We start from the raw sequence: 25,872 nt of genomic DNA, 5'->3' as shown, positions 1-25,872 counted from the left end.
ACTTAAAAATTAAAATATAAAAATTCAGATACTTGAGAAAACATCGATAATGATATAAGAAGTATAGCAAGTGTTAAGATCAAGTTTTTATAATCAGGTTTAAAACTATTACTTAATTGCATAGTATTTTTAAAATAAAGTACTAAGATAAATGCCGCGAGTATAAAAGTAGTAGTATTATCTTTACCTGAAATACTTTGGAATACAGTTCCGAATTGAATATTATTTATTGGTAAATAAGAGAGTGAAGACATCCATTTCTCAGGAAGCATTACTCCATTAAACCCAAGCATACCGGAAAGAACCTTGATCGCATCATCCCATGTTTTAGCTCTAAAAAAAACCCAAGATATATTTATAAAGTTAAAAGTAATAAACCAAGCAAGAATGGAATTCATAGTTAAATTAAAGTGCTTCCATATTCTATGTATCACCAATGCAAAACCGTGTAAAAAACCCCAGAAGACGAATGTCCATCCAGCTCCATGCCATAAGCCGCCAAGAATAAAAGTAAGTAGTAAATTTGTGAAAACTCTATATTCTGAAACTCTATTTCCTCCTAATGGAATGTATATATAGTCTTTTAAGAATCTACTCAAAGTTATATGCCATCTTCTCCAAAAATCTTGAATGTTCTTTGCTTTATATGGAGAGTCGAAATTGATAGGTAATTTTATATTAAATAATAAAGCAGCCCCAATGGCCATATCTGTATATCCGCTAAAGTCAAAGTAAAGCTGAAATGTATAGCTAAGGGAAGCGGCCCAAGCTGCAAACATATTTAAGGATTCAGCATGATCAAATCCGGTTGTCGCCCATACCGCAAAGGTATCTGCGATAACAACTTTTTTAAACAGACCGATAGAAAAAATAAATATGCCAAGGGCTATATTTTTGTAATTTTTAGCCAAGTTCCATTTTGATGAGAACTGTGGCATCATCTCTTTATGATGAACAATAGGTCCAGCAATAAGCTGAGGGAAAAAAGTTACAAATAAGCCATAGTTTAAAAAATCATATTCTTCTGTCTCTTGTCTATAGCTGTCAACTAAGTATGCTATTTGTTGAAAAGTGAAAAAACTTATACCTAAAGGTAGGGCCAAATGAAGTAGCTGGATATTTGTTATCAATAGGTTATTGACATTTGAAATGAAAAAATCAGCATATTTAAAATAACCTAGTAATGCAAGATTAGCGAAGATTCCAAAAATAAGCAATGATCGCTTATGTACTTTTATTTTTTTAAAGTTAGAGTTTAATGAATTTCCTAATACATAATTAAAAAGCATAGATACTAGAATGAGAGGCAAATATGCAATGTTCCACCAACTATAAAAAAATAGTGAAGCAAAAACTAAAAACCCTTTTGCTCCAGTTAACAGTCTTTTATTTAAGAGAAAAAAATAGATAAAAAATGTTAATGGTAAAAATGCAAAAATAAATTCATATGAGTTAAATAACATATTTAATTTTCATTCTTAATTAATTTTTGTTCTTCATATTTTTGCAATATTATAATTCCTAAAAACAGTGAAAATAATGACATTATTGCACGAAAAAAGAAAATATCAGCGACCATCCCAAAACATAAAAAAGATATACCCAGTGTGTAAGATATGTATTTAATTAATTTATCTTTCACATTGATTGTGAACAAAAAGTAGAATATGGAACAGTATAGTAATAAACCTATTATTCCATTGGAAATTAATATCTCTATATGAGAGTTATGTAAAAATCCGTGTTTATCAAAGTTAACTAATCTATACGGATAATCTTTTTTTAATGTTGTGCTAACATAGTACGGTTTATCTCCCATCCCTACTCCAAAGAGAAGGTTGTCTTTATTTACTAGATATGGAATCGTGTCGAAAGCCATAATCCTTGTACCGAGACTAGTGTCCTTATTCTTATTTTCTAAAATATTTTTTATGCTCTGTTCTGCTTGGGTAATTCGATGTTTGAATGTAGGCATAACACTAAATGCCAAGATAAAAACAGTTACTAATGTTATAAAAGTCATCAATAAAGTTTTTATGTTTTTGATATAAATAAAACTAAGAAAGATAGCGGTGATAAACAAGGAAAATTGACCTGTTCTCCCAGCAGACATAAAAAGATTTATACTCATTGTAGTAAGAAACAATAAAAGGAATAGCTTTTTGTATTTATTTTGAATATGAATAAATTTATACAATGACAGTAATATGGTAAATGCTAAATATGCACTGTAAGTTATATGGTTTTTGTGAAAAGGAATAGGATTCTCAGGGGTTCCTCTTAAGGTTGTCCATAATCCAAAAAAGACACCATAGGATATAAGTTCATTAACAATCATAGCTAGTATAAAACTACCAATAACCATGGGAATGAATTCTTTTTTAAGTTTTGTAAATATTATGATCATTGGAAATAAAAAAAACATGCTATATCTATAGAAGTAACCAGCCATATCGGAATAATAGAAATGAGTTGGAATAGTAGATTGACTTGTACTCCAAGTATAGGATAGTAAAATCAAAAGTGTTAACATTAAGATACTTTGAAATAATTTACTTTCTTTGATGAATATAAAAAGTTTTTTGTAGTCTAAGCTTATAATCCAAAGGAGGATTAAGAGATACATCAAATATTCTGATTTAGAGATTCGAATAGGCATAATAAATGCATATAGTATAATTAAGTAGCTAAAGAGAAAATTGATTTTTTCTCTTAAAATTAAGATGTTTTTTTGCAATATAGTAATAATTTTCATTTAATTGATATATTTTCCTAAATACCATGCAACAGTCTTAATGATACCGCTGTCGAAGTTTTCATCGGCTTTCCATCCAAGTTCGCTTTCTAGTTTTGTCGCATCGATAGCATAGCGTCTGTCGTGTCCTGCTCTGTCTTCTACGAATGTTATCAACTCTTTATAGCTTTTACTTGAAGGAACTTTTTCATCTAAGATAGTACAGATCCTGTCGACTATCTGAAGGTTTGTTCTTTCGTTTCTTCCGCCTATGTTATAGACCTCACCTGTTTTGCCCGTATGATAGACAAGATCGATCCCTTTACAGTGATCAAGTACATAAAGCCAGTCGCGGATATTCTTACCGTCACCGTAGATCGGGATAGGTTCATTTGCCAGTGCACGTCTAATGATGGTCGGGATCAGTTTTTCATCATGTTGTTTAGGACCGTAGTTATTCGAGCAGTTCGTGATGACCGAGTTGAGCCCGTAAGTCTCCTGATAGCTGCGCACTATCATATCACTGCCTGCTTTACTTGCCGAGTAAGGAGAGTTCGGAGCATAAGGAGTAGTCTCTGTAAATAGTCCAGTCTCGCCAAGTGTTCCATAGACTTCATCTGTCGATATGTGATGGAATCTTGCGTCTTTGTATTTTTCTTTACATGTAAAGGGTTTATCCATCCAGTATTTGTAAGCGACATCAAGCAGTGTAAAAGTTCCGTTTACATTTGTCTGTACAAAGATACCGGGATTTTTTATGGAGTTATCGACATGTGATTCTGCTGCAAAATGGATAACACCTTGGATATCGTATTCATTAAAGATGAATTCGACTAGCTCACGGTTGCAGATATCTCCCTTGATAAATTTATATCTTGGATCGTTTTCACACTCTTTGAGATTTTCAAGGTTTCCTGCATATGTTAAGAGGTCCAAGTTGACTAAATGGTACTCTGGGTATTTCTCTAAAAAATAGGGTACAAAGTTACTTCCAATAAATCCTGCTGTTCCTGTTAATAAAATCGATTTCATTATTTTCTCTCTCCCATCATTTTTAAACATTTATCCAAACTGTCTTTCCAAAAAGGTATCGTGATGCCGAATTCGTTTTTTATCTTTGATTTGTTAAGCAAAGAATAATGCGGACGTTCAGCCGGAGTCGGGTAGTCTTTTGTTTCAATCGGATTGATCTTGCAATCGAGTTTTGCCATACGCATGATCTCTTTTGCAAAGTCATACCAGCTAAGAACTCCTTCGTTCGAGTAGTTGTATATTTCTACTTTTTCGTTTTTGATATTCGGCAATATCTCGAGTATCGTTCTTGCCAGATCTCTGGCGTAAGTCGGAGTTCCGACTTGGTCAAATATAACGCCGAGAACCTCTTTCTCTTTGCCTAGACGAAGCATCGTTTTGACGAAGTTAGCACCATAAGAGCTGTACACCCACGATGTTCTAATGATGACTGAGTCTTTAGGGTTGATCTGCAGCATCGCTTTTTCACCTTCAAGCTTTGTTCTTCCGTAGATACCATTTGGATTTGGTGTGTCATCTTCACTATACGGTTTATAGTTTTTACCGTCAAAAACATAGTCTGTAGAGATATGGATAAGCTGTATATCGTGCTTTTTTGAGATCTCTGTGAGGTTTTTGACTGCTAAGTGGTTGATACTGTCCGCACTTTCTTTATCAGTTTCGGCCTTATCTACCGCCGTATAGGCTGCGCAGTTTATAATCGTTTGGATGTTCTTCTCTTGGCAAAACTGTTCTACATCTTCATAGGCAGTTATATCTAAAGCATCTTTATCAGTGAAAAAAAAGTTATAGGGATAATCACCGTGTAGAGCTTTTATCTCGCTGCCGACTTGACCGTTTGAACCGGTTACTAAAATATTAAGCATGATAATAGTTTACTCCAAATCTAAACAGGTCTTTTGTCTCTTTTAGCAGAGGCTGTACTTTGTCTTTTGCCGATAGATTGAGTTCATTATGCGGTATCTGCCAGTCAATATTGAGATCCTTATCATCAAAAGCTATGCCTCGGTCACATTCAGGACTGTAATAACTGTCTACTTTATATGCAAATACGGTTTCATCTTCAAGCACGACAAATCCGTGTGCAAAACCGCGAGGTACTAAAAGTTGTCTTTTGTTTTCGCCACTTAGTTCGACTGCGACATGCTGTCCAAATGTTGCAGAACCCTCTCGTATGTCAACTGCCACATCTAAAACACGGCCTTGGATAACACGAACAAGTTTTGTCTGTGCATGAGGAGGGAGTTGATAGTGAAGACCGCGCAATACGCCGCGTGAACTTTTACTTTCATTGTCTTGACAGAAGTTTATCTTGTATCCCAAGAACTCTTCTAATTTATCGGCTCGAAATGTTTCTACAAAGTATCCTCGATTATCACCGTGGACTTTAGGTTCGCAGATAATTACATCGGGGATAGCTGTTCTATTAAATGTCATCTATCTAATACCTCTTGGTTGAGAAGCTCTTCTTATAAGATACTCGCCATATTGGTTCTTGCTTAGTGGCTGTGCAAGTTCAAGGAGCTTTTCTTTAGAGATATATCCCATCTCGTAAGCTATCTCCTCTATACAGGCAACTTTTAACGCCTGACGGTTTTCAATCGTCTGGATAAACTGGCTGGCTTCAAGAAGAGATTCATGCGTCCCGGTATCGAGCCAAGCATATCCTCTGCCCATTAACTCTACCTTAAGTCTTTGTTCATTTAAATAATCTTGATTAAGTGTCGTTATCTCTAACTCGCCTCTGGCACTTGGCTTCACAAGTTTTGCTTTTTTTACAACATCATTTGGATAGAAGTAAAGACCCACCACAGCATAGTTGCTTTTTGGCTCTTTAGGCTTTTCTTCTATACTTGTCACATTACCGTTCGCATCAAATTCTGCAACACCGTAACGTTCAGGATCTCTGACATAATACCCAAAAACAGTTGCCTTATCTTCCTCTTGTGCATGCTTTACACTTTGAGCTAAAAGTTTTGTCAAACCGTGCCCGTAAAAGATATTGTCACCGAGGATCAGACATACATCGTCATCACCGATAAACTTTTCGCCTAAAAGAAATGCTTGAGCCAATCCGTCAGGTGAGGGCTGTTCAACATACGAGAACTTCATACCTATATCGCTTCCATTACCTAAAAGCTCTTCAAACCTTGGAAGATCATGCGGAGTCGAGATGATCAGGACCTCAGTGATTCCTGCAAGCATTAAAACTGAAAGAGGATAGTAGATCATTGGTTTATCATAGATAGGTACAAGCTGTTTGCTCACGCCTTTTGTGATCGGATAAAGTCTTGTCCCGCTTCCACCGGCTAGGATTATGCCTTTCATATGTTCATATCTCCTTTTTTAGTTCCAATCATTTGCTCTCATCTCTTTGATATATTCTTCTATTGTGCGGGTAGGCTTCCAGCCTAGCGCTTCAGTTTTTGCTGTGACTACATCTGCAGTCATTCTGTTTCCTTTTCTTTCAGGAAGCATCTCTATTTTACCGCCGAACATCTCAGCGATCTCTTTGATGCTGTACGCTTCCGGACTACCGATTCCAAACTCGTCTCCGTATCCGTTCTCTCCCACAAGCACAAGACCGTTGATGATGTCATCGACATGTGTGAAGTTTCTTTTTTGTGTTCCAGGACTGACGATTGTTAGAGGTTCGCCTTTTCTCATTTTCTCTTTAAACAGAGCGATCAAAGTAGCATATTTTCCTGTCTGGATCTCACGTTTTCCGTAAACATTGTAAAAGTAGACTATTGCATACGGGACATTGAACCAGTTTCCGTAGTTTTCTACCAGCTCAGTATTTGTCGCTTTACTCCAAGCATACGGGGACTGACTGCGCCCAAGTCCACCGTCGCCGAATTTTGTGCTGCTTCCCGCATAGACTATTTTTGCCCCTGTCTTACGAGCAAACTGCAGAACTGCAAAGATCCCGTCTTTGTTGTATCTCCAGACTTTTTCTATATCGTCAAAGCTTTGTTCGACTCTTGAGTACTCTCCAAGATGATAGATGGTATGAGGTTCAAAATCTATAAGTTGATCTATATCGGCAGTCAGACCTTCTATGTAGGTCACGTTAGGTACATGATTGTCTTTACTCCCCGTAAAGTAGTTGTCAAGAGAGTATACTTCATTGTTTTCATCTTGTGCTAACCTTTCACAAAGATTGCTTCCTACAAATCCGGCTCCGCCTGTTACTAGTACTCTTTTTTTCAAAATAAATCCTATATAGTGTCTAAGTTCGGTAATTTTACCTAATTAAGATAAAATTACTAATTAATTCGCTTTTTTAGATAAACAACATACTAGGATATAATTTCATATGAATAAAACACAGCATTTTTCATTTTTACTACAGCAATTGAAGTTATTTTTCAAAGTGGAACTCTTCTTTTTGCTGTTGATGAGCCTGGTTCGTATCTACCTCTTTGTAAACTATGCGAAAGGGGCGACATATTCGTTATCAGAACTCGCATATGCATTTTGGATAGGTTTCAGACTCGATATCAGTGCATTAGCTTATACGTTTATATCTCCGGTATTAGTGCTCTTTTTAATGTGGATATTTAGAGCCAGATTTTTAAATGCTATCGTAAATCAGTTTTTTAAGATCTACTTTTTTATTATCTTTTTGATCCTTTCTGCACTTATAGTCACGGATATCGGGTACTTTTCATTTTTTGGCGATCATATGACACTGATGGTCTTTGGAATATTCGATGATGATACGAAAGCTCTTTTTGAGATAGCCCGCAAAAACTATAATCTTTGGTTTTACGGACTTGTAGGGTTTGTGTATGTAATCAGCGGATATTACATAGTCTCAAAACTTATAAAAAATAAGAGGGATATAGAACATAAAGATTGGAGCTATTTTAAACAAAGCGGTTTTTTCTTAGCACTTTTTATTGTTGTCTTCTTGGCTGTACGCGGTTCTGTAGGACTTTTTCCGCTGGCAGTTTATATTCCTGACGTTTCGAGCGATCCTATGATAAACAAACTTCCTCAAAACGCGGTTCATGCCATGATAAAGGCGGAAGATCAGTATGAAAAAAGTAAAAGAGGCGACTATGACCTTATTAAGATGAGCGGATATCAGGGGAAGATAGTCGAAGCCTTTAAGCTGCATACAGGCAAGAAAGATATAAATGAAACGGATCTTTTATCAAATATCACATACAAAACAAAAAAAGATCTCTTTTTAGAAAAAAATCCGCCGAACGTGGTCTTAGATGTCGTTGAAAGTTTTGGAATGCCGATACTGGATTATCAAAGTGAAGAGTTTGATATTATGCGTTCACTTAAAAAGAATTTTTATAGCGATATTCTTTTTACAAATTTCATATCGGCTTCAAACGGGACCATCGAAGACCTCGAACCGTTGATGCTTAACATAACGGCTCGTCCGAAATCAACACCGTTTGGACAAAGTAATTATCTCAATACATCATTTTCCCAAGCAAGTGCGAGGGTTTATCAAAAAGCGGGATACGAAACTATGTTCGTATATGGCGGCGATCTCTCTTGGAGAAATGTTGGAGCGTTCTTTTCTCGTCAAGGCTTTGATCATGTGTATGGCAAAGCGGCGATCATCGAAAAACTGCATCTTGATGAAAATAAAGTCTCTCATGACTGGGGAGTGTACGACAAATATCTGCATGAGTTTGTCCTGCAGACACTTAAAGAAGCGAAAAAGCCTCTGTTGATCGTGGTCATGACGACAAACAATCATCCGCCTTATAAACTGGATGAGACTTACGATAGTAAAGAGCTGCATTTTTCTGATGAGCTGAAAAAACATCTTGTGGGCGATCTTGATCTGGATCATCAAAGATTTCAGGACTATCAGTATGCTCTGGATATGGTCGGTAATTTTCTAGAGAGTGTAAAGACATCTTCACTCAAAGACAATACCGTAGTCGCAATTACAGGAGACAATAACACGGTAGAGGGGATTATGCATTATGACGATTATTACACCCAGACGAAGCGTATTCCTTTTTATATCTATCTTCCGTCTGCTTTGCGTTATAAAGTCGAGGGTATAGATACGAAACTGGCGGGTTCTGATAAAGATATTTTTCCGACGCTTTATAATTTGACGTTATCCGATGTTCCATATACGGCGATAGGCACAAATCTGCTTGATAAAGAGAGATTGCATTGTGGATTTAACGAAGCGGGTGTATTGATCGCCAATGACGGCGGTTTTAAAGCCGGACATCCAAATACGGAGTTGCAAAAAGAGTGTGATCGTTATTATAAAGCATCTTTAGCAGTGACCGAGTATCTGATAAAATCACAAAAATAAAAAAAGGGTATCATTGAAAAAAGTATTAAAGCGCTATCTGCCTTATATAAAAGAGTATAAGTTTCAATATTTTATTGTCCTGATAGGTATTATTCTGACAGTCGCCGCAACTACTGCAACTGCACAGATCATGCAGCCTTTAATGGACGATATGTTTATAAAACGCGATGAAACGATGCTCTATCTTATCCCGATAGGACTTATCGGTATCTATTTTTTAAAATCACTCGGCCGCTATATTCAATCCGTTTATATGAGTTATATCGGTCAACACATAGTCACACGTTTTAGAGAACTGCTCCTAGATAAGATTATAAAACTGGATATGAGCTTTTTATACCTTAACAGAAGCGGAGAGATGATCTCCCGTGTTACAAACGATATCGGGAGAATAGAGTACTTTGTATCAAATATGCTGCCCGAACTCTTGCGTGAAAGTATCACTGTCATAGCATTGATAGGGTATGTCATCTATTTGAATCCTACGCTTGCTTTTTATTCGTTGATCCTCGTGCCTTTAATAATCTATCCGTTGATAGCGATCGCAAGAAAACTCAAAAAATATTCACACCGTTCTCAGGCAAAAAATGCGGATGTCGTGACAAGACTGACGGAAGTGTTCAACAACAGCGAGATCATTAAAGCCAATGCGACCGAAGAGTTTGAGATGAAGCGCTTTTCGGAGGAGAACTGGAAGTTCTTTAAGATAAATATGAAGTCCGTTTATGTAGGCGAACTGGTCTCACCTATTATGGAAGTTATCGGTGCAGCCGGACTTGCAGCGGTCATATTTGTAGGAGGGCATGAGGTCTACAATAATAATATGAGTGTCGGTGAGTTTACTGCGTTTTTAACAGCAGTCGGGCTTGTTTTTCAGCCTATCCGCCGAATCAGTTCCATCTATCGCAGGATCCAAGATGCAGTCGCGGCAAGTGAAAGGGTATTTGAGATTCTGGACACGGCGAATGAGATTAAAGACGGAGAGATAGAACTGATAGACGATATCAGATCGATAGAATTTTTACAAGTAGGGCTTAAATATCAAAATAAACATGCTCTGAAAGATATCAGTTTTAGTGCGAAAGATGGACAGAATATAGCACTTGTAGGTGACAGCGGCGGTGGAAAAAGTTCACTTATAAACCTGATCCTCCGTTTTTACGATACCTCAAGCGGTGAAATCCGTCTAAACGGAAAAGATATTAAAACCTATACGCAAAAATCACTGCGTCACCATATCTCGCTTGTCTCTCAGCGTGTTTATATTTTTCAGGACACACTTGCTTCAAATGTCGCTTATGGACAGGAGATAGACAGAGAGCGTGTCAATGAAGCTTTAAGACTTGCAGATGCTTCAGAGTTTGTCAGCGGCTTGGAAGAGGGCATAGATACGATGATGGAAGAGTTCGGTGCTAATCTCTCAGGCGGTCAGCGTCAGCGTATTGCGATCGCACGTGCTATCTATAAACATGCTTCACTTCTGCTTTTTGACGAAGCGACGAGTGCGCTTGACAACGAGAGTGAGAAACGTATTCAAAACGCTCTTAAAAACTATGCGAAAGACAAGATAACGATCACGATCGCCCATAGACTCAGTACGATAGAAGATGCCGATAAGATACTTGTTTTTCAATCAGGTAAGATAGTGGGAAGCGGCACTCATAAAGAACTTCTTGAGAGTTCGGATATATATAAAAAATTAGCGGGAAAATTAGAGGCTTAAGTTCTTACATGTAAGGTGATCCTTACATGTAAGCTTGGAAAGAAGAGACTATTCAGTCTCTCTTTTTAAAACATCTTCGCGAGGGAAAGTAAATGTTGCTTTTCTGAAAACGACTATCTTATCTATTATCTTTCCATCTTTATCTAAAGCGTATGCCTTGATAGTGATAGGGATAACAGTATCTTTACTCGCATCGTCTACCAGCATGTCTGTAGTATAAAGCGTGACTATCTTTTTCTTTTTGACATCAGGTTTTACCGTAAACGGTTTTGTCGGCTGTTCAACTTTTATCTTGCCTTCCATACCTTTTGGCGGGATAATGTCGAAGTAGAATCTGTAATCTTTATCCTGTGTATTTTGAAGCAGGAATATATAAGAGTTTTTCACATTATACTTGTCATCAGCAAGTTTTTCGATCGCATAAAGACGAGTCTCTTTATTGATGTTTAACAGCATATGCTCTTTCTTGCTTCCCATAAGCCCTATGATAACGGCAAGGATCACTAATATAACCGCATAACCTATGATCTTCGGCCTGAAGTATCTTGTTTTTCCTGCTTGTTCTAAGATTTCGCGTTCACTTGACCATACAACCAGACTCTCTTTACCGAGTTTACCCATAACATCCGTACAGGCATCGACACACTCTAGACAGTTGATACACTCTAACTGCAGACCTTGACGGATATCTATGTGCGTAGGACAAACAGTCACACAGCTAAGACATGTCGTACACTCTGCAGTCGGATTGACTTCAAGCAGATCTTTTTGTTTTGTAAATACCAGTTCTTTGTTCTCATTATATACTTCTCCACCGCGGTGAGGGTTGTATATAGCCATGACTGTGTCATCATCATATAAAACAGATTGGATTCTAGAATATGGACAGACATAGACACAAAAGTTCTCTTTTAAGAAGATGATATCATATACCAAAAAGACAACTACACCGATCAAGAATCCCATCATAACCATGTGGTCTGCAGGATTTTTTATGTATTGGAAAAAATCTTCCGGCGGAATGAAAAACCATAAAAAGTCAGCCGCAGCAATAGTCGCAAGAACGATCCATAAAGTTATTGCGATAGCTTTTTTGACTTTGTTCTCGGCTTTACTCATATCCGGTTCTTGCTGTTTGTTCTTTATACGTTTGCGAAGTCCAAGGATCGTTGTTTCAATAAGGTCACGGTAGATCACGCGGAATACTGTCTGAGGACATACCCATCCACAAAATACACGACCCCCCATAACTGTCATACCAAATACGCCTAAAAACAGTATCATCAGTAAGAAAGGCATAAGATACATCTCTTGCATATCAAACTGTACAAATCCAAGATGAAGTTTTAGTTTGTCAAAACTAAGTAAAAATAGATGATTTCCATCTACTGTGATCCAAGGTATAGAAAGCGCTAAGATTGTTGCAAGAGCATACGCAACATATCTCATCTTTCTCCATGGAATTCCTGTGTCTTTTGGTGTCGGCTGTGAATCTGTAGCCATTTTATATCTCCTTATTTTGTTGTGACTGGACAAGTGATCTTATTGATCACCGTCTCTTCTGCATTTTCGGGCGTATTGTGAACTAGTGAGCCGGAAGCGACCTCTTTAAGTTCACGAGACTCTATATAGTCCTTTAAAGAACTACGACTTACATGTAATAACCTAGCAATCTCACTTACACTTTTATCTGATTTAATATACGATATTATCTCATTATGATATTTGTCGAATTTGGATGACGAACGACTCCCCTTCGGTCTGCCTATAGACCTCTTTGAACTCTCCTGAAGAGTTTGACGAAGCTGGTCTATAAGCCCTAAGACCAGCATGACATCGCTCTTATTGCTAATTATAACAGATTGTTTGACAAAGTGAACTTCATACCGATTTTTGAGCAGACAGCTAAACATCTGAACCGCATCTTCCATATTTGTACTCAGTACCCAAGTGTCATAAACCAAAAGAGTTCCACCTGCTCCATGTTTAAAGTAAGAAGCGACTTCATCCCTTTCATGCAAGCGTTTGTTCTGAGATTTCTGATCTATAAATTCATCGTCTATCACGATCCCTTTTTTTTCGGCATACAGATTTATCATCTTAAGTTGTTCATATGCAGCTTCAAAATTTTTATCGGAACGAATATATGCGTGAACCATAATAACGGTAAAACCCCTCTCAACTTTTAGTTTCATCGTCATTGTACATAATTTTGACGTAAAAAGTCAATAAGAAAAATATTTTATTCGTCAATGTGATATTTTTGTAATTTATATTGTCTTAGTACTTTTGTTTGATATAATCTCAGTATGAATACGCTGTTTATAGAATATAGAGACCCGCTTTTCGGGATTATCGTTTTTTTTGTCATAGTTTTTGTGGTAGCTCTATTTAGCTATTGGTGGGGGCGTTTTAAAGCAAAGGACGACCACCGTCATCTTGACAGGTTTTTAAGCCAGTTTAAGACACCGCCTACACAGACAGAGATAAAAGAGCTGATTTCGTCGTCAAATATATCCTCAAAATCATGGCTGCTTTTAGCGGATCTTTATTCGCAAAACGGCGAATATGAAAAAAGTATCGAGATCTATCATGAGCTTTTAGCCAATAAAGAGAACGACGTAAATAAAAAAGAGATAATGTTTTTACTTGGAAAGACCTATTTTAAAGCAGGCTTTTTAGAGAGAAGCAAAAATGTCTTTTTAGAGATATTAAAAGCAAATCCGAGAACACCGCAGGCTTTGCGTTACCTGCTTCTTATATATGAACACCTTAAAGACTATAAGTCTGCACTGGGTGTCTTGGAGCCTCTTGATGAGCTTGGTGAAGATGTCAAAAACGATAAGATATATCTAGAGTGTATCTTGCTGTTAAATGATTTTTCTATAGATGAAGATGAAAAGATCAAAAGACTTTTAGCAATCTACAAAGACCATAAAAGATTGACATATCTGATCTTCGAATACCTTTTTAGAAAAGATCCAAAATCGGCTTGGCAGCATCTAGATCAGTCACAATGTCAAAAAGTAAGTGATCTGTTGTGGAATCTAGAGAAGGAAGCTATCGATTTTGATATAATTTCACAAAATGTATATTTACGAGAGCTTTTTAGTGCAAAAGGTTTTGTGAATATGGAAGAGAGCAGCACCGTATTTGAGTTTGATCTTTTGATAAACTTGAGAAAAAGCGGTTATAAAGGTGCTGCTCTGACATTTGAGTATATCTGTAAAAACTGTAAGCAGATATATCCGTTTGCTTTTCACAGGTGTCCAAACTGTCATTCGATAGACTCTGCTTTAAGCGAACCGATGATCTCTAAGGAATATAGTGAAAAAAATAACTCTTTTCAGTGACGGAAGCGCTCTTGGCAATCCAGGACCGGGCGGATTTGGCACTATCCTTAGATACAATGACCGTGAGCGGATCGTAAGCGGCGGCGAGGCACATACGACAAATAACCGTATGGAACTCAAAGGGGTGATCGAAGGCTTAAAGGCTTTAAAAGAGTCTTGTGAAGTTGAGGTAATCTCTGATTCCTCTTATGTCGTCAAAGGGATAAACGAGTGGCTTGGCGGCTGGATCGCAAGAGACTTCAAAAAAGTAAAGAATCCCGATCTGTGGAAAGAGTATATCGAGGTCTCAAAGCCTCATAAGATACAAGCTACATGGGTCCGCGGGCATAACGGGCATGATGAGAACGAAAAGTGCGATCAGATCGCTAAAGAGGAAGCCGAAAAACAAAAAAGGCTGGTAAATTAAAATTTAGGAGTAACATGGAGTCGTTAGAGAAAACACTGGGTTACAAGTTTAAAGACAAACAGCTCCTTATTGAAGCGCTGACACATAAAAGCTATAAGCAGCCCTACGATAATGAGCGTCTTGAATTTCTTGGAGACGCAGTCCTTGACCTTGTGGTCGGAGAGTATCTTTTTAAAAAATTTCCAAAATCGGATGAGGGGAAACTTTCAAAGATAAGAGCATCGCTGGTAAACGAAGAGGGTTTTAATAAACTTGCAAACGTACTGAAACTGGGTGATCATATATTTTTATCCAATGCCGAAGAGAATAATGACGGAAGGACTAAACCCTCTCTTTTATCCAACGCATTTGAAGCGGTAATGGGAGCGATCTACCTTGAAGCTGGACTTGTAAAAGTTCAAAAGATAGTGATCAATCTTATCGAAGAAAACTACGAAGAGATCTCTTTAGATTCACTTTTTCGTGACTATAAGACTACGTTGCAGGAACTTACGCAGGCTCATTTCGGCGTGACTCCGGAGTACCGTTTAGTCGGAAGCAAGGGCCCTGATCATAAAAAAGAGTTCGAAGTAGCGGTTATAATCGAAAACAAAGAGTATGCAAAAGCTGTAGGAAAAAGCAAAAAAGTCGCACAGCAGGAAGCAGCGTTTATAGCCATAGAGATTTTACAGAAGGAACTTTCATGAACCGTTTTGGACAAAGATTTAGCTTTACGACTTTTGGCGAGTCTCACGGAAAAGCACTCGGTTGTATAGTCGATGGAGTCCCTGCAGGACTTTTGATAGACGAGGAGTTTATTCAAAGCGAACTTGACCGCAGAAAACCGGGAAAAAGCAAGTTCGAGACAGCTCGTCAAGAGGATGATAAAGTCGAGATACTTAGCGGTGTATTTGAAGGGATGTCGACAGGAACGCCTATAGCTATGGTAATCTACAATACAAATCAAAAGTCAAAAGACTACTCGAACATCAAAGATGTATTTCGTCCGGGACATGCTGATTTTACTTACTTTCATAAATATGGCATCCGTGACTATCGTGGCGGCGGACGTTCATCTGCAAGAGAGACGGCTGCACGCGTTGCAGCAGGTGCTGTCGCAAAACTGATGTTACAACAGCTAAACATAGAGATAGTCAGCGGAATATGTGAGATCGACGGCATAAAAGCAGAGAGTTTTGACTATGATCATGCGAAAGAAAGCATTATCTATGCTCTTGACGCAAAGGTAGAAGAGGCGCAAAAAGATGCCGTGATGAGAGCAAAAGAGGCTCATGATTCAGTCGGAGGAGTCTCTCGTGTCGTGATCAAGGGTTCACCTATCGGACTTGGCGAACCTCTTTACTACAAGATGGATTCTATCTTAGCAGATGCAATGATGGGTATTAATGCGGTAAAAGCCGTAGAGATCGGTGACGGCATCAGCAGTGCGTCACTTCGCGGTTCACAAAACAACGACCCTATCCGTGCTAACGGCTTTGAGTCAAATCATGCAGGCGGGATCCTCGGAGGTATAACAAACGGAGAAGATATTATCTTGAATGTTTATTTTAAACCGACACCCTCTATTTTTCAAGAGCAGCATACGGTAACAAAAGACAATGATGAGGTTGATTTTTCGCTAAAAGGCCGTCACGATCCTTGTGTGGCTATCCGCGGAACGATCGTATGTGAAGCGATGGCAGCGATCGTCGTTGCAGACATGGTTTTGCTCAATATGGGTAGAACCATCGACGGTGTGAAAAACTACTATTTATAAAATGTAAACTGAGTAAAACCCAGTTTACTACGCTGACCGCTATGGCACTAAAGCTTGCCTCTTTTGAGGCAGACATCTCTCATAAATTTACAAGAGCATAAGCCACTCTTTTTTTCTTACATGTAGATGCATGAAACTAAAGCCATGCATCTTAATGATAAAAATTCATCCAATATAAAGTAATTTTTAGGCATAATGCAAGCATTTTAAAAAATGGTGTGCTATGCTGTAATAGTACACCACCTAGGATAATATATATTGAATACAATCGCACTGAAGTACAATGATGAAATTGTTGACTTGCAAACTGCAAAAGCTCTTGGTATTGAAGGTCAAGCAATAGAACTGGACAACTCGAAAGATTCTCTTGAAGTTTTACGCCATTCAACCGCTCACCTTATGGCTCAAGCAATCAAATCACTATATCCCGATGCAGAGTTTTACGTCGGACCTGTCGTAAAAGAAGGTTTTTATTACGATTTTAAGACATCTGAGACTATCGGCGAAGGCGACTTGAAAAAGATAGAAAAAGAGATGCTTAATCTTGCTAAAAAGAAGTTAGAGATCGAAAAATATGACATCTCTATGGATGAAGCAAAAGTAAAATTTGCAAATGATCATCTTAAATTAGCAGTTATGAAAAATATTCCAAGTAATACGGTCTCTATCTATAAGCAGGGTGATTTTGAAGATCTTTGCCGCGGACCTCACTTGCCGAACATCGGTTTTATCAGATATTTTAAACTTATGAAGATCGCCGGTGCATATCTTGGCGGAGACTCTAAAAACGAGGTACTGACACGTATTTACGGTATTGCATTCGCTGATAAAGAGTCACTGAAAGACTATCTTGAGATGATGGCTGAAGCGGAAAAACGTGACCACAGAAAGATCGGTGCTGAGATGAAACTTTTCACTTTCCGTGAAGAGGTCGGGGCTGGTTTTCCTATCTGGCTTCCTGCAGGTGCACGTATGCGTTCACGTTTAGAACAGCTACTGTTTAAAGCACACCGTAAACGCGGTTATGAGCCGGTTCGTGGTCCTGAGATGCTAAGAAGCGATCTTTGGATGACATCAGGGCATTACCAAAACTACGGCGAAAACATGTACTTCACAAACATCGATGAGATCGAGTTCGGTGTAAAACCGATGAACTGTGTCGGACATATCAAAATATATGAAGACGATCTTCACTCATACCGTGATCTTCCGCTCAAATATTTTGAATACGGTGTTGTTCACCGTCACGAGATGACAGGTGCCCTTCATGGATTGTTCCGTGTTCGTGAATTCACTCAAGATGATGCGCATATCTTCTGTACCTCTTCTCAGATCGAAGAGCAGATTATAGAAGTTGTCGATTTTGTCGATAAGATAATGACGACGTTTAATTTTGACTATAAGATGATGATCTCTACTAAACCTGAAAAAGCAGTTGGCGACGATGAAGTATGGGAAATCTCTACACAAGCTTTAAAGAATGCGATGGATAAACATAACCTTGCATATGAGATAGATGAGGGCGGTGGAGCATTCTACGGGCCTAAAATAGATATCAAAATTACCGATGCTATAGGACGTGAATGGCAGTGTGGTACGATCCAGTTAGACTTTAACTTGCCAAGTAGATTCGAGTTAGAGTACAATGGTGAAGGTAATGAAAAGATTCAGCCGGTAATGATCCATAGAGCAATTTTAGGTTCTTTTGAGCGTTTTGTTGGTATATTGACGGAACACTATGCTGGAGAGTTCCCGATGTTTGTCGCTCCTACGCAGGTTGCGATTGTCCCGATTGCCGAGACTCACAATGCATATGCAAAAGAGTTATCAGACAAATTGCTTGATATCGGAGCGGATAGTGAGATCTATTCTAAAAACGAGAGTCTGAACAAACGTATCCGTACAGCAGAAAAGGCTCGTGTTCCTATGATCATAGTCTTAGGTGACGAAGAGGTCGAAAATAAGACTATCGCCATAAGAGACCGTAGAACACGTGAACAATATAATCTAAGTGAAAGCGAATTTATTTCACTTATACAAACTAAAATCAATGAGGTAAATTTTTGAGTAAAAAACAAGACCGTGTCATAATGAATGACGATATCAGAGTTCCTGAAGTACGCTGTAATATAGATGGTGGAGAGTCATTAGGTATCATATCAACAGATGAAGCTATGGAAAAAGCAAATGAACTGGGACTAGACCTTGTTCTGATCGCTCCGACTGCAAAGCCGCCTGTTGCGAAGATTATGGACTACGGTAAGTATAAATACCAAGAAGAGAAAAAACTCAAAGAGCAACGTAAAAATCAAACAAAGATAGACGTTAAAGAGATTAAATTATCAGTGAAGATCGCTGAAAACGATATCAATTATAAAGTCAAACATGCAAGAGAATTCTTGACTCAAGGAAAACATGTAAAATTCCGTGTTTTCTTACGCGGTCGCGAGATGGCTCATCCAGAAGCTGCAAAAGAGGTCTTACTTCGTGTCTGGCCAATGCTAGAAGATATCGCGACAATGGAAAAACCGCCTGTTTTTGAAGGTCGTTACTACAACATGTATCTGGTACCGAATAAGTAAAAATTATCTTTATTGATGCAGGTCCAAAACTATATTTGGATCTGCGATCTTCGTAAATCCACTTTCTCTCAAATAGATTATCCTTATGTTTCTTTGCTAAACACCCTTTCTTATGTTTTTCTCTATTATGAAAACTAATCACTATATTTATGTTACAATCATCGCGATATTTTTGTGATATAACAAATGTAAATAGAAGGATAGGCTGAGTTTTAGACAGTTCAGTATCAAGAAAGGAGACGAGATGAGACGAATGTTCACAATGTTTTCTTTGACAGTATTGACATTCAGTATGGCAGGCTGCAGTTTTTCAAATGCCGCTGTTAAGCCAGAACTCTCCGAGTCTTGCTTAGAGTTAAGAGACGGTGTAAGGTTTAACGTCGCTTCGGGAAATAAAGAAGAAGCATATTACGATATGATGAAAAACAAAATTTCTCAAGCCGGATTTAAACTTTCTGATCCTCATGAACGTATTAACGATGCATATGCCGGTAAATACGGAGGAACAAACCTTGATAATCTGGGTTTTTTCTCGATCACTGATGATAAAGCGCTCCGTCCATTACTTTTAAAAGATCCAAGTATCGGTGGTTTCTCACCTTTTAATGAAGTTATTTACAAACTGAAAGACGAAGATAGAACTTATGTCGGTCATGTCGATCCCGAAGTGATGCTTGATATAGTCGGAGCAAAAGATAAAGAGGTCCGTAAGGGCTTTAAAGCTATGTTTCCTAAGCTGGATGAAGTAGTACAAAAAAGCATAGGCGGAGAGGTCAAATACCAAAAGTTCTCTCAACTTGCTAAAAAACGTATGATCAGATTTGAAGTGCCGATAGACCGCCAAAAAGAGCTGGCCGATATTATCGAAGCTTTTCAGGATAGATTTGAAACGGCATTTGAAGATCATGAGTTCATTATCGCAGGATATAAAGATTTTAAAGAGATCTATAACGATTTAGATCTCCCTTTTGATCGTTATGACGCATATTTCGTGTATTCGCTTTGTCATTTTTCATTTTCGGAAAGTATCTTCAACCGTAATGATAAAGCAACGGCAGACGGGCGTCCGGATGCCGGAGTATTCGCCCCGTGCTCAATGTATATGTATATTGAAAAAGGCGGGGATAAATTAGAAATAGGTATGCCGACTTTAGAAAACTGGATCGCAGTCATGGGCATAAAAGATCCAAAAAAACAAAAAGCTATCGAAGATCTTGATAAAGAGATAGTCGAGATTATGAAAAATCTAGGAGGAAATGAAATATGAAAAAAATACTGACACTTTTAGCAGCTGCGATGGTAGCCGCTTTTTACGGACTCTCAGCAGCACAGGCAGCCGAGAACACTGAAGCAGCAGCTTTTGATGTTACAAGCATGGAAAAACCGGAAGGTAAAGATGCACCGGCATACCTACGCGGTGCTTACATCGATGCTGCAGCGGCAAAATCAAAACTGCAAGAAGCAGGCTATACGATCGTCGGAGAGTATAAAGTTTTAAAAGACGGTACGACTATTCTTTTTACGGATGATGCCCTAAAAGCTGAAGGTGCAAAAGAGGGTCGCGGTTTTGCGGCTGTAGAGCGTCTTTATGTAGATGATACAAATAAACAGATCACGATCACAAACCCTGTATACTTTGGTAAAGCGTACATGCAAGATGATTATAACCATGCAGTATTTTATAAAGAGTTGCAGACTTTAGCATCTACTTTTGGTGAGCTAAAAGCTTCTGTAGACAAACTGGACTTTGATGATCTTTCAGGATACCATTTCATGATGGGTATGCCTTATTATGAGGATATGATCGAAGTCGCTGAAGGCTCGCATGCTGATCTTGTCGCAAAAGCAAAAGCAAGTAAGGAGTTTTTATTTGAGCTGAAACTCTCTGACAATGCGACTTTAGTCGGAATGGAACTTGAGAAAAAAACAACGAAGTTCCCTAAAAAAATAGGCCTTCAGAATGGATTGGTACTTCCATATATGGTCTTGATAGAGGGTGATAAAGCAAAAGTTTTACATGGAAAATTCTATATCGCTCTCAGTTATCCGCTTTTGACAATGGGTGAATTCATGCATATTGCAACTGTACCCGGTGCTATTGAAACGGATCTACAAAAACCTTTTAACTAAAACATTTTTTTCGCCTTTAACGGCGGAAAAAGACTCTCTTTTTCATAAAAAATTATATTTAATTTGATAGAATAGTTCTATATCTTGAGGAGCTCTCATGAAAACTATTCTAAAAAGAACTATTTATACTGCGGTAGTCATATATACTTTAGCCGGATTTTTTTTAGTTCCCTACCTTATAAAAACAAAAGTTGTCGAGATAGTAAATGAGCAGATAAACGGGAAGATCACGTTACAATCAGTAAGGTTTAATCCCTATAACTTTAATCTTAAAATAGCTGATCTAAAACTTACTTCCCAGCAAGACAAGACCATCTTTTCATTGGAAAAGTTTAGTGCTAATTTTGAGCTTTACTCGCTCTTCATGGGCAATATACATTTTCGAGACATAGAACTTAAAGCCCCGAAGGTAAATATCGTCTACTCAAAAGATAAAAAACTCAATCTTCTCGGTATTGCAAAACCTTCTGAGAAAAAAAGTTCGACTTCATCATCGTCGGGCATCCCTAGAATACTCTTAGATAAGATAGCGATAACAGACGGTGCGATTAGATATGAGGACTATTCCAACGAAACGCCTTACGACCTTTCTGTCGAAGATTTGGGATTTGTCATAAAAGATATCGATACAGGCGATAAGAACACTACAAATAAAAATATCTCGACATCCGTTTTTAGAGCAGTACTCAATGACGGAGGCTACATCAAACTGACAAACAGTATCAAATCACTCTCTCCTTTTGTAGTGGACGGAAGTTTTGAGTTTCAATCAAGTCAGTTATATACACAATGGAAATATTTAAGAGACAAGTTAAATATCGAAGTAGCAGACGGCAAGGTCAGTATGTATGCAGATTATCATATAGATCTGGATAAATTGCAGGATCTGAAAATCTCTAATAGTTCTATTGAAATATCCAAACTCAGAGTAAAACCAAAAGATGAGAATTTTGATATTTTAAATATAGCGAGTCTCAAAGTAAGTGATATCTCAGCAACTCCGTTAAAACAAAAAGCTCATATCTCAAACATCTCTCTCTCGGGTCTAAATGCAAAGTTTAAAAGGATAGGTGAGACTAAAATAGACTGGCAGGATTATCTAAAATACGAGAGCGATAAAAATGTGACAAGCACCAAACAAGTGGAGCAAAACAGTTCAAAGCCGTTTGATCTGACCATAGACGATATCGATATTCAAAACTTTAAAGTCAGTCTGGAAGACAGATACATCAAACCGAATGTCACAACGACTCTCGACAGTCTGAATCTCAATATTAAGAATCTGACTTCGCTGGGTGTTACGCCTTTGACATATAAGCTGTATATGCAGATCAATAAAGGGTTTGACTGTATGGCAGACGGTTCTTTGACAACTAAAAGTCTGGACCTTTCTTCATCCTTTACATGTAACGGTCTGAATCTGGTGAAGTTTAGACCATATATAGACGATACGGCAAAAAAAGCTCTGAAAAAATATGATCTTAGACTTGACAGTGCCGTTGTCGGTTTTGACTCGAAACTGAGTGTAAAAGATGAAAACTCATCAGTCAATATAAAAGTCACGGATGGCAGTTTTACTCTAAACTCTTTCGATTTATCAAAAAGAACTACAGGTGAACAACTGTTCTCTTTAAATGAGTTTAATATAAAAGATATTTCGGTGGATACGAACAAAAACAGTATAAATATCGGCTCGTCGGCGATCATATCTCCAAAAATCTATATGGCAAGATACAAAGACGGAACCATTAATCTCAGTGATGTCGTTGTGCCAAAATCCTCAAAAGAAAATAAACAGAAGAGTAAAAGTACAGACAGCAGCTGGAGAGTTCTGTTAAATGATTTTGATATAAAAAATGCCGACGTAAGTTTTAAAGACAAACTTCTTTCATCGTCAGCACGCACAAGTATCAATAAAATATATTTACATGTAAGCAATGTCGACTCTAAAAAAAGAAGCTGGTTAAACTATAATCTTGCAGCAAAGATCAACAACAGCGGAAAGATCAAAGCAAGCGGAAGACTACAGCATACGCCGTTAAAACAAAGAGGCAGCATCAGTATAAACAAGCTCTCATTGAACTTTTTAAATCCGTACATCAACGAGTATACATATATGAACTTAGATGACGGATATTTTAATTTCAAAGCAAAAGAGAGTTATGCACCGTCGAAAAGATCAGCCGATCTCTCTTTAAACGGTTCGCTTAGTATTGATGAACTCTTTATTAACGATACTAGAGATAACAGCAGTCTGTTTTCGTTTAACAGACTCTATCTGCCTTCATACAGTTTCGAGTATGCTCCAAACAGACTCTATGTGGATAAAGCGGTGCTGGACTCGTTTTATGTCAATGCCGTCATAGATGAGAACAAGACGATAAACTTTGCGAAACTTTCAAAGATAGAATCAAGTGATGAGAACAAAACGGTCAAAAGTGAAGATAACGCAACAAAAGAAAATGCATTTCCTGTAAGAGTAATGGAAATTACTATAAAAAACGGAAGCGCAAAATTTGCAGACCTCTCGTTACCGCTGAAGTTTCAGACGAATATCCACGACTTAAACGGACAGATATACGGCATATCCAGTCAGGCGGTCGAGACAAGTTATATCAATCTTGACGGGATAGTCGACGAGTACGGTTCGGCTAAGATAGTCGGTTCTATCAACTCGGCAAATCCTAAGTTGTTTACGGATATGAGTGTCGTGTTTAGAAATCTCGATATGAGTAATCTGTCTCCATATTCGGCAAACTTTGCCGGGTATAAGATAGATGACGGAAAGCTGTTTTTGGATCTTGGATATAAGATAGACAACTCAAAACTCGATGCTTCAAACAGTGTCATCATCAAGAAGATCAAACTGGGCGATACGATAGATGATGAAAACATCACAGTCCTTCCTTTGGGGTTTGTTATCGGACTACTAGAAGATAATGATGGCATAATAGACATCAACCTGCCTATTAAGGGGAATATGGATGAACCGGACTTTAAATACGGTGCTTTGGTATGGAAGACTATCGGCGGTCTTATCACGAAGGCGGTGACATCGCCTTTTGCGCTGCTTGGTTCGGTACTTGGAATAGATACTGAGGGGTTAGAAGCGATAGACTTTGAACCGGGTAAAACCGTTTTACTTCCGCCTGAAAGAGAGAAGCTTGATAATCTGGCTAAAGCACTCAGCAAACGTCAAAAACTTGATCTTGTAGTTACGGGGACATATGACAATGTTGCCGATAAAAAAGCTCTGCAGGTAGAAAAGCTGGTTGATCTGGTTGTGAAGAAAAGCGGCATAACCAATGAAGATGAGAAAAAGAATGCTCTGACGATAGATATGCTCGAAGATATCTATGATGAATACACAAAAGATGATAAACTTGATGTAATAAAAGATAAACTTAAAGAAGAGTATACTGACAAAGAGCAGTTTAAACAAAAATATCTTGCAAGACTGATAGATGAAGACAGCATGTTCATGACGGTAAACGATGATGAACTTAAAGCACTTGCAAACAACCGTGCTAAGATGATCTCTGACTATTTGATTATCAATCATCAGCTAGATAGTAAAAGAGTAGAGTTTAAAGAGATAAAAGAGGTAAAAATGGATGAAAAGTGGATCAAAACGAAGCTTGATATCAATGTTAAGTAATTTTGAACAAATAGTAAAAAATATTTTATTTGGCTTATCGAAAAAAATACAATATAATTCCAAATTATATTTAAGGGGCTTAAATGGCATTTTCTAAAGAGAATCGCAAAGGTACTATCAGCGGTATTATCTTTGTCGCATTAGTGGCTGCATCAGCTACATTTATCGCAGATTTAGCACCGATTAAACACTTAGGGATATCTCCGCTAGTCGTTGGTATCGTAATCGGTATATTTTATGCGAACACATTACATAATCATTTTCCAAGCAGCTGGGAAACAGGGATAGTTTTTTCAGGAAAGAAAATTTTACGTTTTGCTATCGTTTTTTATGGTTTCCGTCTTACATTTCAACAAATTGCGGCAGTAGGTCTTGAGGGCTTTTTAGTTTCTCTTACTATGCTTGCAACGACTTTTATACTTGGAACATGGATAGGACAAAAGTTCTTTAAAATGGATCGTGATACATCTATGCTGACAGCATCAGGTGCATCAGTTTGTGGAGCAGCGGCAGTTCTAGCGACTGAGCCTGTACTAAAAGCAGAAGGGCATAAAGCTGCAGTAGCGGTCAGTATGGTCGTTTTATTCGGTACTATCTCTATGTTCTTATATCCTGTTTTATATGCAGCGATCATCGAACCGGCGCAAGGTTTCTTACACCTGACTCCACAACAGTTCGGTATCTATGTCGGCGGTACTATCCATGAAGTTGCACAGGTTGTTGCAGTTCCTGCATCTATTCCGGGTGCATCGGCGGATATGTCAAACAGTGCGGTTATCGTTAAGATGACGCGTGTTATCATGATAGCTCCTATGCTTATCGTTCTTGGACTTTACCTTTCGTTTCAAGCAAAGAAGACTGGTTCTGTAGCAGGCGGAGTGAAACTTGTTATCCCTTGGTTCGCGGTTTATTTCATCGGTATGGCGGGAGTCAATTCACTGATCGAGATGTACCTTCAAGGCGGTGGAGCTGCAATAGCTGACACAGTTCATACAATAATCGGCAAGATCAATGTCGTAGATACTTTTTTACTTACAATGGCGATGACAGCTCTTGGTATGGGTACTCGTTTTGCGAAGTTTAAAGGTCTTGGTATGGCTCCGCTTTATACTGGTCTAAGCATGTTTGTATGGCTGGTAGTAGGTGGTTTCCTAGTAACTAAACTGATAGTTACAATCATCTAATCTTTT

General features: G+C 38.0%; 21 protein-coding genes. 12 read left to right on the top strand and 9 right to left on the bottom strand.

Going from position 1 to position 25,872, the window contains the following annotated elements; genetic code table 11:
• Positions 1-2 precede the first annotated feature (2 nt).
• The 7 genes from WCX87_RS11015 to WCX87_RS10985 form a co-directional block, all read right to left on the bottom strand.
• On the bottom strand, positions 3-1,463 hold the full coding sequence (locus WCX87_RS11015; RefSeq protein ID WP_345979937.1) for an MBOAT family protein: 1,461 nt from the start codon (positions 1,461-1,463) through the stop codon (positions 3-5).
• Positions 1,464-1,465: 2 nt separating this feature from the next.
• Entirely contained in the window at positions 1,466-2,533 is a 1,068-nt protein-coding gene (locus tag WCX87_RS11010) for an O-antigen ligase family protein (protein ID WP_345979936.1), read from the bottom strand.
• A gap of 222 nt (positions 2,534-2,755) precedes the next feature.
• A complete protein-coding gene (rfbB, locus tag WCX87_RS11005) occupies positions 2,756-3,766 on the bottom strand; it encodes a dTDP-glucose 4,6-dehydratase (protein WP_345979935.1) in 1,011 nt (336 codons plus the stop codon).
• Positions 3,766-4,632, bottom strand: coding sequence for a dTDP-4-dehydrorhamnose reductase (gene rfbD / locus WCX87_RS11000; protein WP_345979934.1), 867 nt, complete (start codon positions 4,630-4,632; stop codon positions 3,766-3,768). The genes rfbB and rfbD overlap by 1 nt, the downstream gene beginning before the upstream one ends.
• Entirely contained in the window at positions 4,625-5,203 is a 579-nt protein-coding gene (gene rfbC / locus WCX87_RS10995; RefSeq protein ID WP_345979933.1) for a dTDP-4-dehydrorhamnose 3,5-epimerase, read from the bottom strand. The genes rfbD and rfbC overlap by 8 nt, the downstream gene beginning before the upstream one ends.
• Complete coding sequence (gene rfbA, locus WCX87_RS10990) at positions 5,204-6,094, bottom strand: glucose-1-phosphate thymidylyltransferase RfbA (protein WP_345979932.1); 891 nt, start codon at positions 6,092-6,094, stop codon at positions 5,204-5,206. It lies immediately after the preceding gene.
• An 18-nt stretch (positions 6,095-6,112) separates the two neighbouring features.
• Positions 6,113-6,979 carry an NAD-dependent epimerase/dehydratase family protein gene (locus WCX87_RS10985; protein WP_345979931.1) on the bottom strand — a complete coding sequence of 289 codons (867 nt, stop codon included), beginning with the start codon at positions 6,977-6,979 and terminating at the stop codon, positions 6,113-6,115.
• Positions 6,980-7,085: 106 nt separating this feature from the next.
• Between WCX87_RS10985 and WCX87_RS10980 the strand changes: the two genes are divergently transcribed.
• Positions 7,086-9,074 (top strand): sulfatase-like hydrolase/transferase, encoded by a 1,989-nt coding sequence (locus tag WCX87_RS10980; RefSeq protein WP_345979930.1) that lies wholly within the window; start codon positions 7,086-7,088, stop codon positions 9,072-9,074.
• Positions 9,075-9,087: 13 nt separating this feature from the next.
• Positions 9,088-10,797 carry an ABC transporter ATP-binding protein gene (locus WCX87_RS10975; RefSeq protein WP_345979929.1) on the top strand — a complete coding sequence of 570 codons (1,710 nt, stop codon included), beginning with the start codon at positions 9,088-9,090 and terminating at the stop codon, positions 10,795-10,797.
• 48 nt (positions 10,798-10,845) lie between these two features.
• Here the strand turns inward: WCX87_RS10975 and ccoG are convergent, their stop codons facing one another.
• Complete coding sequence (gene ccoG / locus WCX87_RS10970; protein WP_345979928.1) at positions 10,846-12,300, bottom strand: cytochrome c oxidase accessory protein CcoG; 1,455 nt, start codon at positions 12,298-12,300, stop codon at positions 10,846-10,848.
• An 11-nt stretch (positions 12,301-12,311) separates the two neighbouring features.
• Positions 12,312-12,992, bottom strand: a complete 681-nt coding sequence (locus tag WCX87_RS10965; protein ID WP_345979927.1) for a recombinase family protein — start codon at positions 12,990-12,992, stop codon at positions 12,312-12,314.
• Positions 12,993-13,106: 114 nt separating this feature from the next.
• Here WCX87_RS10965 and WCX87_RS10960 point away from each other — a divergent pair, with 114 nt between their 5' ends.
• The 10 genes from WCX87_RS10960 to WCX87_RS10915 all read left to right on the top strand — a co-directional run bounded on the left by WCX87_RS10960 (position 13,107) and on the right by WCX87_RS10915 (position 25,866).
• The gene (locus WCX87_RS10960) at positions 13,107-14,150 is read left to right on the top strand and encodes a tetratricopeptide repeat protein (RefSeq protein ID WP_345979926.1); all 1,044 of its coding nucleotides are present in this window, start codon (positions 13,107-13,109) and stop codon (positions 14,148-14,150) included.
• Complete coding sequence (gene rnhA / locus WCX87_RS10955; RefSeq protein WP_345979925.1) at positions 14,125-14,556, top strand: ribonuclease HI; 432 nt, start codon at positions 14,125-14,127, stop codon at positions 14,554-14,556. Before WCX87_RS10960 ends, rnhA begins: the two co-directional genes overlap by 26 nt.
• A gap of 14 nt (positions 14,557-14,570) precedes the next feature.
• Positions 14,571-15,242: a ribonuclease III gene (gene rnc, locus WCX87_RS10950; RefSeq protein WP_345979924.1), complete on the top strand. Its 672-nt coding sequence runs from the start codon at positions 14,571-14,573 to the stop codon at positions 15,240-15,242.
• Positions 15,239-16,312, top strand: a complete 1,074-nt coding sequence (gene aroC, locus WCX87_RS10945) for a chorismate synthase (RefSeq protein WP_345979923.1) — start codon at positions 15,239-15,241, stop codon at positions 16,310-16,312. Before rnc ends, aroC begins: the two co-directional genes overlap by 4 nt.
• A gap of 258 nt (positions 16,313-16,570) precedes the next feature.
• On the top strand, positions 16,571-18,379 hold the full coding sequence (gene thrS, locus WCX87_RS10940; protein WP_345979922.1) for a threonine--tRNA ligase: 1,809 nt from the start codon (positions 16,571-16,573) through the stop codon (positions 18,377-18,379).
• Positions 18,376-18,894, top strand: coding sequence for a translation initiation factor IF-3 (gene infC, locus WCX87_RS10935; RefSeq protein ID WP_345979921.1), 519 nt, complete (start codon positions 18,376-18,378; stop codon positions 18,892-18,894). The genes thrS and infC overlap by 4 nt, the downstream gene beginning before the upstream one ends.
• Before the next feature lie 244 nt (positions 18,895-19,138).
• Positions 19,139-20,161, top strand: a complete 1,023-nt coding sequence (locus WCX87_RS10930) for a hypothetical protein (protein WP_345979920.1) — start codon at positions 19,139-19,141, stop codon at positions 20,159-20,161.
• Positions 20,158-21,024, top strand: coding sequence for a hypothetical protein (locus WCX87_RS10925; RefSeq protein ID WP_345979919.1), 867 nt, complete (start codon positions 20,158-20,160; stop codon positions 21,022-21,024). Before WCX87_RS10930 ends, WCX87_RS10925 begins: the two co-directional genes overlap by 4 nt.
• Positions 21,025-21,121: 97 nt before the next feature.
• The gene (locus WCX87_RS10920) at positions 21,122-24,682 is read left to right on the top strand and encodes a DUF748 domain-containing protein (RefSeq protein WP_345979918.1); all 3,561 of its coding nucleotides are present in this window, start codon (positions 21,122-21,124) and stop codon (positions 24,680-24,682) included.
• An 83-nt stretch (positions 24,683-24,765) separates the two neighbouring features.
• A complete protein-coding gene (locus tag WCX87_RS10915) occupies positions 24,766-25,866 on the top strand; it encodes a YeiH family protein (RefSeq protein WP_345979917.1) in 1,101 nt (366 codons plus the stop codon).
• Positions 25,867-25,872 lie beyond the last annotated feature (6 nt).

The sequence above is a fragment of the Sulfurimonas sp. HSL3-2 genome (genome assembly GCF_039645965.1).
In the GTDB taxonomy this organism is placed as follows: Bacteria; Campylobacterota; Campylobacteria; order Campylobacterales; family Sulfurimonadaceae; genus Hydrocurvibacter; species Hydrocurvibacter mobilis.
This window is presented reverse-complemented; position numbering and strand designations above follow the sequence as displayed.

Bases quoted from the DNA above. Each gene is read 5' to 3' on its own strand.
- WCX87_RS11015 (WP_345979937.1), bottom strand. From the start codon at position 1,463: ATGTTATTTAACTCATATGAATTTATTTTTGCATTTTTACCATTAACA.
- WCX87_RS11010 (WP_345979936.1), bottom strand. From the start codon at position 2,533: ATGTTAACACTTTTGATTTTACTATCCTATACTTGGAGTACAAGTCAA.
- rfbB (WP_345979935.1), bottom strand. From the start codon at position 3,766: ATGAAATCGATTTTATTAACAGGAACAGCAGGATTTATTGGAAGTAAC.
- rfbD (WP_345979934.1), bottom strand. From the start codon at position 4,632: ATGCTTAATATTTTAGTAACCGGTTCAAACGGTCAAGTCGGCAGCGAG.
- rfbC (WP_345979933.1), bottom strand. From the start codon at position 5,203: ATGACATTTAATAGAACAGCTATCCCCGATGTAATTATCTGCGAACCT.
- rfbA (WP_345979932.1), bottom strand. From the start codon at position 6,094: ATGAAAGGCATAATCCTAGCCGGTGGAAGCGGGACAAGACTTTATCCG.
- WCX87_RS10980 (WP_345979930.1), top strand. From the start codon at position 7,086: ATGAATAAAACACAGCATTTTTCATTTTTACTACAGCAATTGAAGTTA.
- ccoG (WP_345979928.1), bottom strand. From the start codon at position 12,300: ATGGCTACAGATTCACAGCCGACACCAAAAGACACAGGAATTCCATGG.
- WCX87_RS10965 (WP_345979927.1), bottom strand. From the start codon at position 12,992: ATGAAACTAAAAGTTGAGAGGGGTTTTACCGTTATTATGGTTCACGCA.
- WCX87_RS10960 (WP_345979926.1), top strand. From the start codon at position 13,107: ATGAATACGCTGTTTATAGAATATAGAGACCCGCTTTTCGGGATTATC.
- rnc (WP_345979924.1), top strand. From the start codon at position 14,571: ATGGAGTCGTTAGAGAAAACACTGGGTTACAAGTTTAAAGACAAACAG.
- aroC (WP_345979923.1), top strand. From the start codon at position 15,239: ATGAACCGTTTTGGACAAAGATTTAGCTTTACGACTTTTGGCGAGTCT.
- WCX87_RS10930 (WP_345979920.1), top strand. From the start codon at position 19,139: ATGAGACGAATGTTCACAATGTTTTCTTTGACAGTATTGACATTCAGT.
- WCX87_RS10925 (WP_345979919.1), top strand. From the start codon at position 20,158: ATGAAAAAAATACTGACACTTTTAGCAGCTGCGATGGTAGCCGCTTTT.
- WCX87_RS10920 (WP_345979918.1), top strand. From the start codon at position 21,122: ATGAAAACTATTCTAAAAAGAACTATTTATACTGCGGTAGTCATATAT.
- WCX87_RS10915 (WP_345979917.1), top strand. From the start codon at position 24,766: ATGGCATTTTCTAAAGAGAATCGCAAAGGTACTATCAGCGGTATTATC.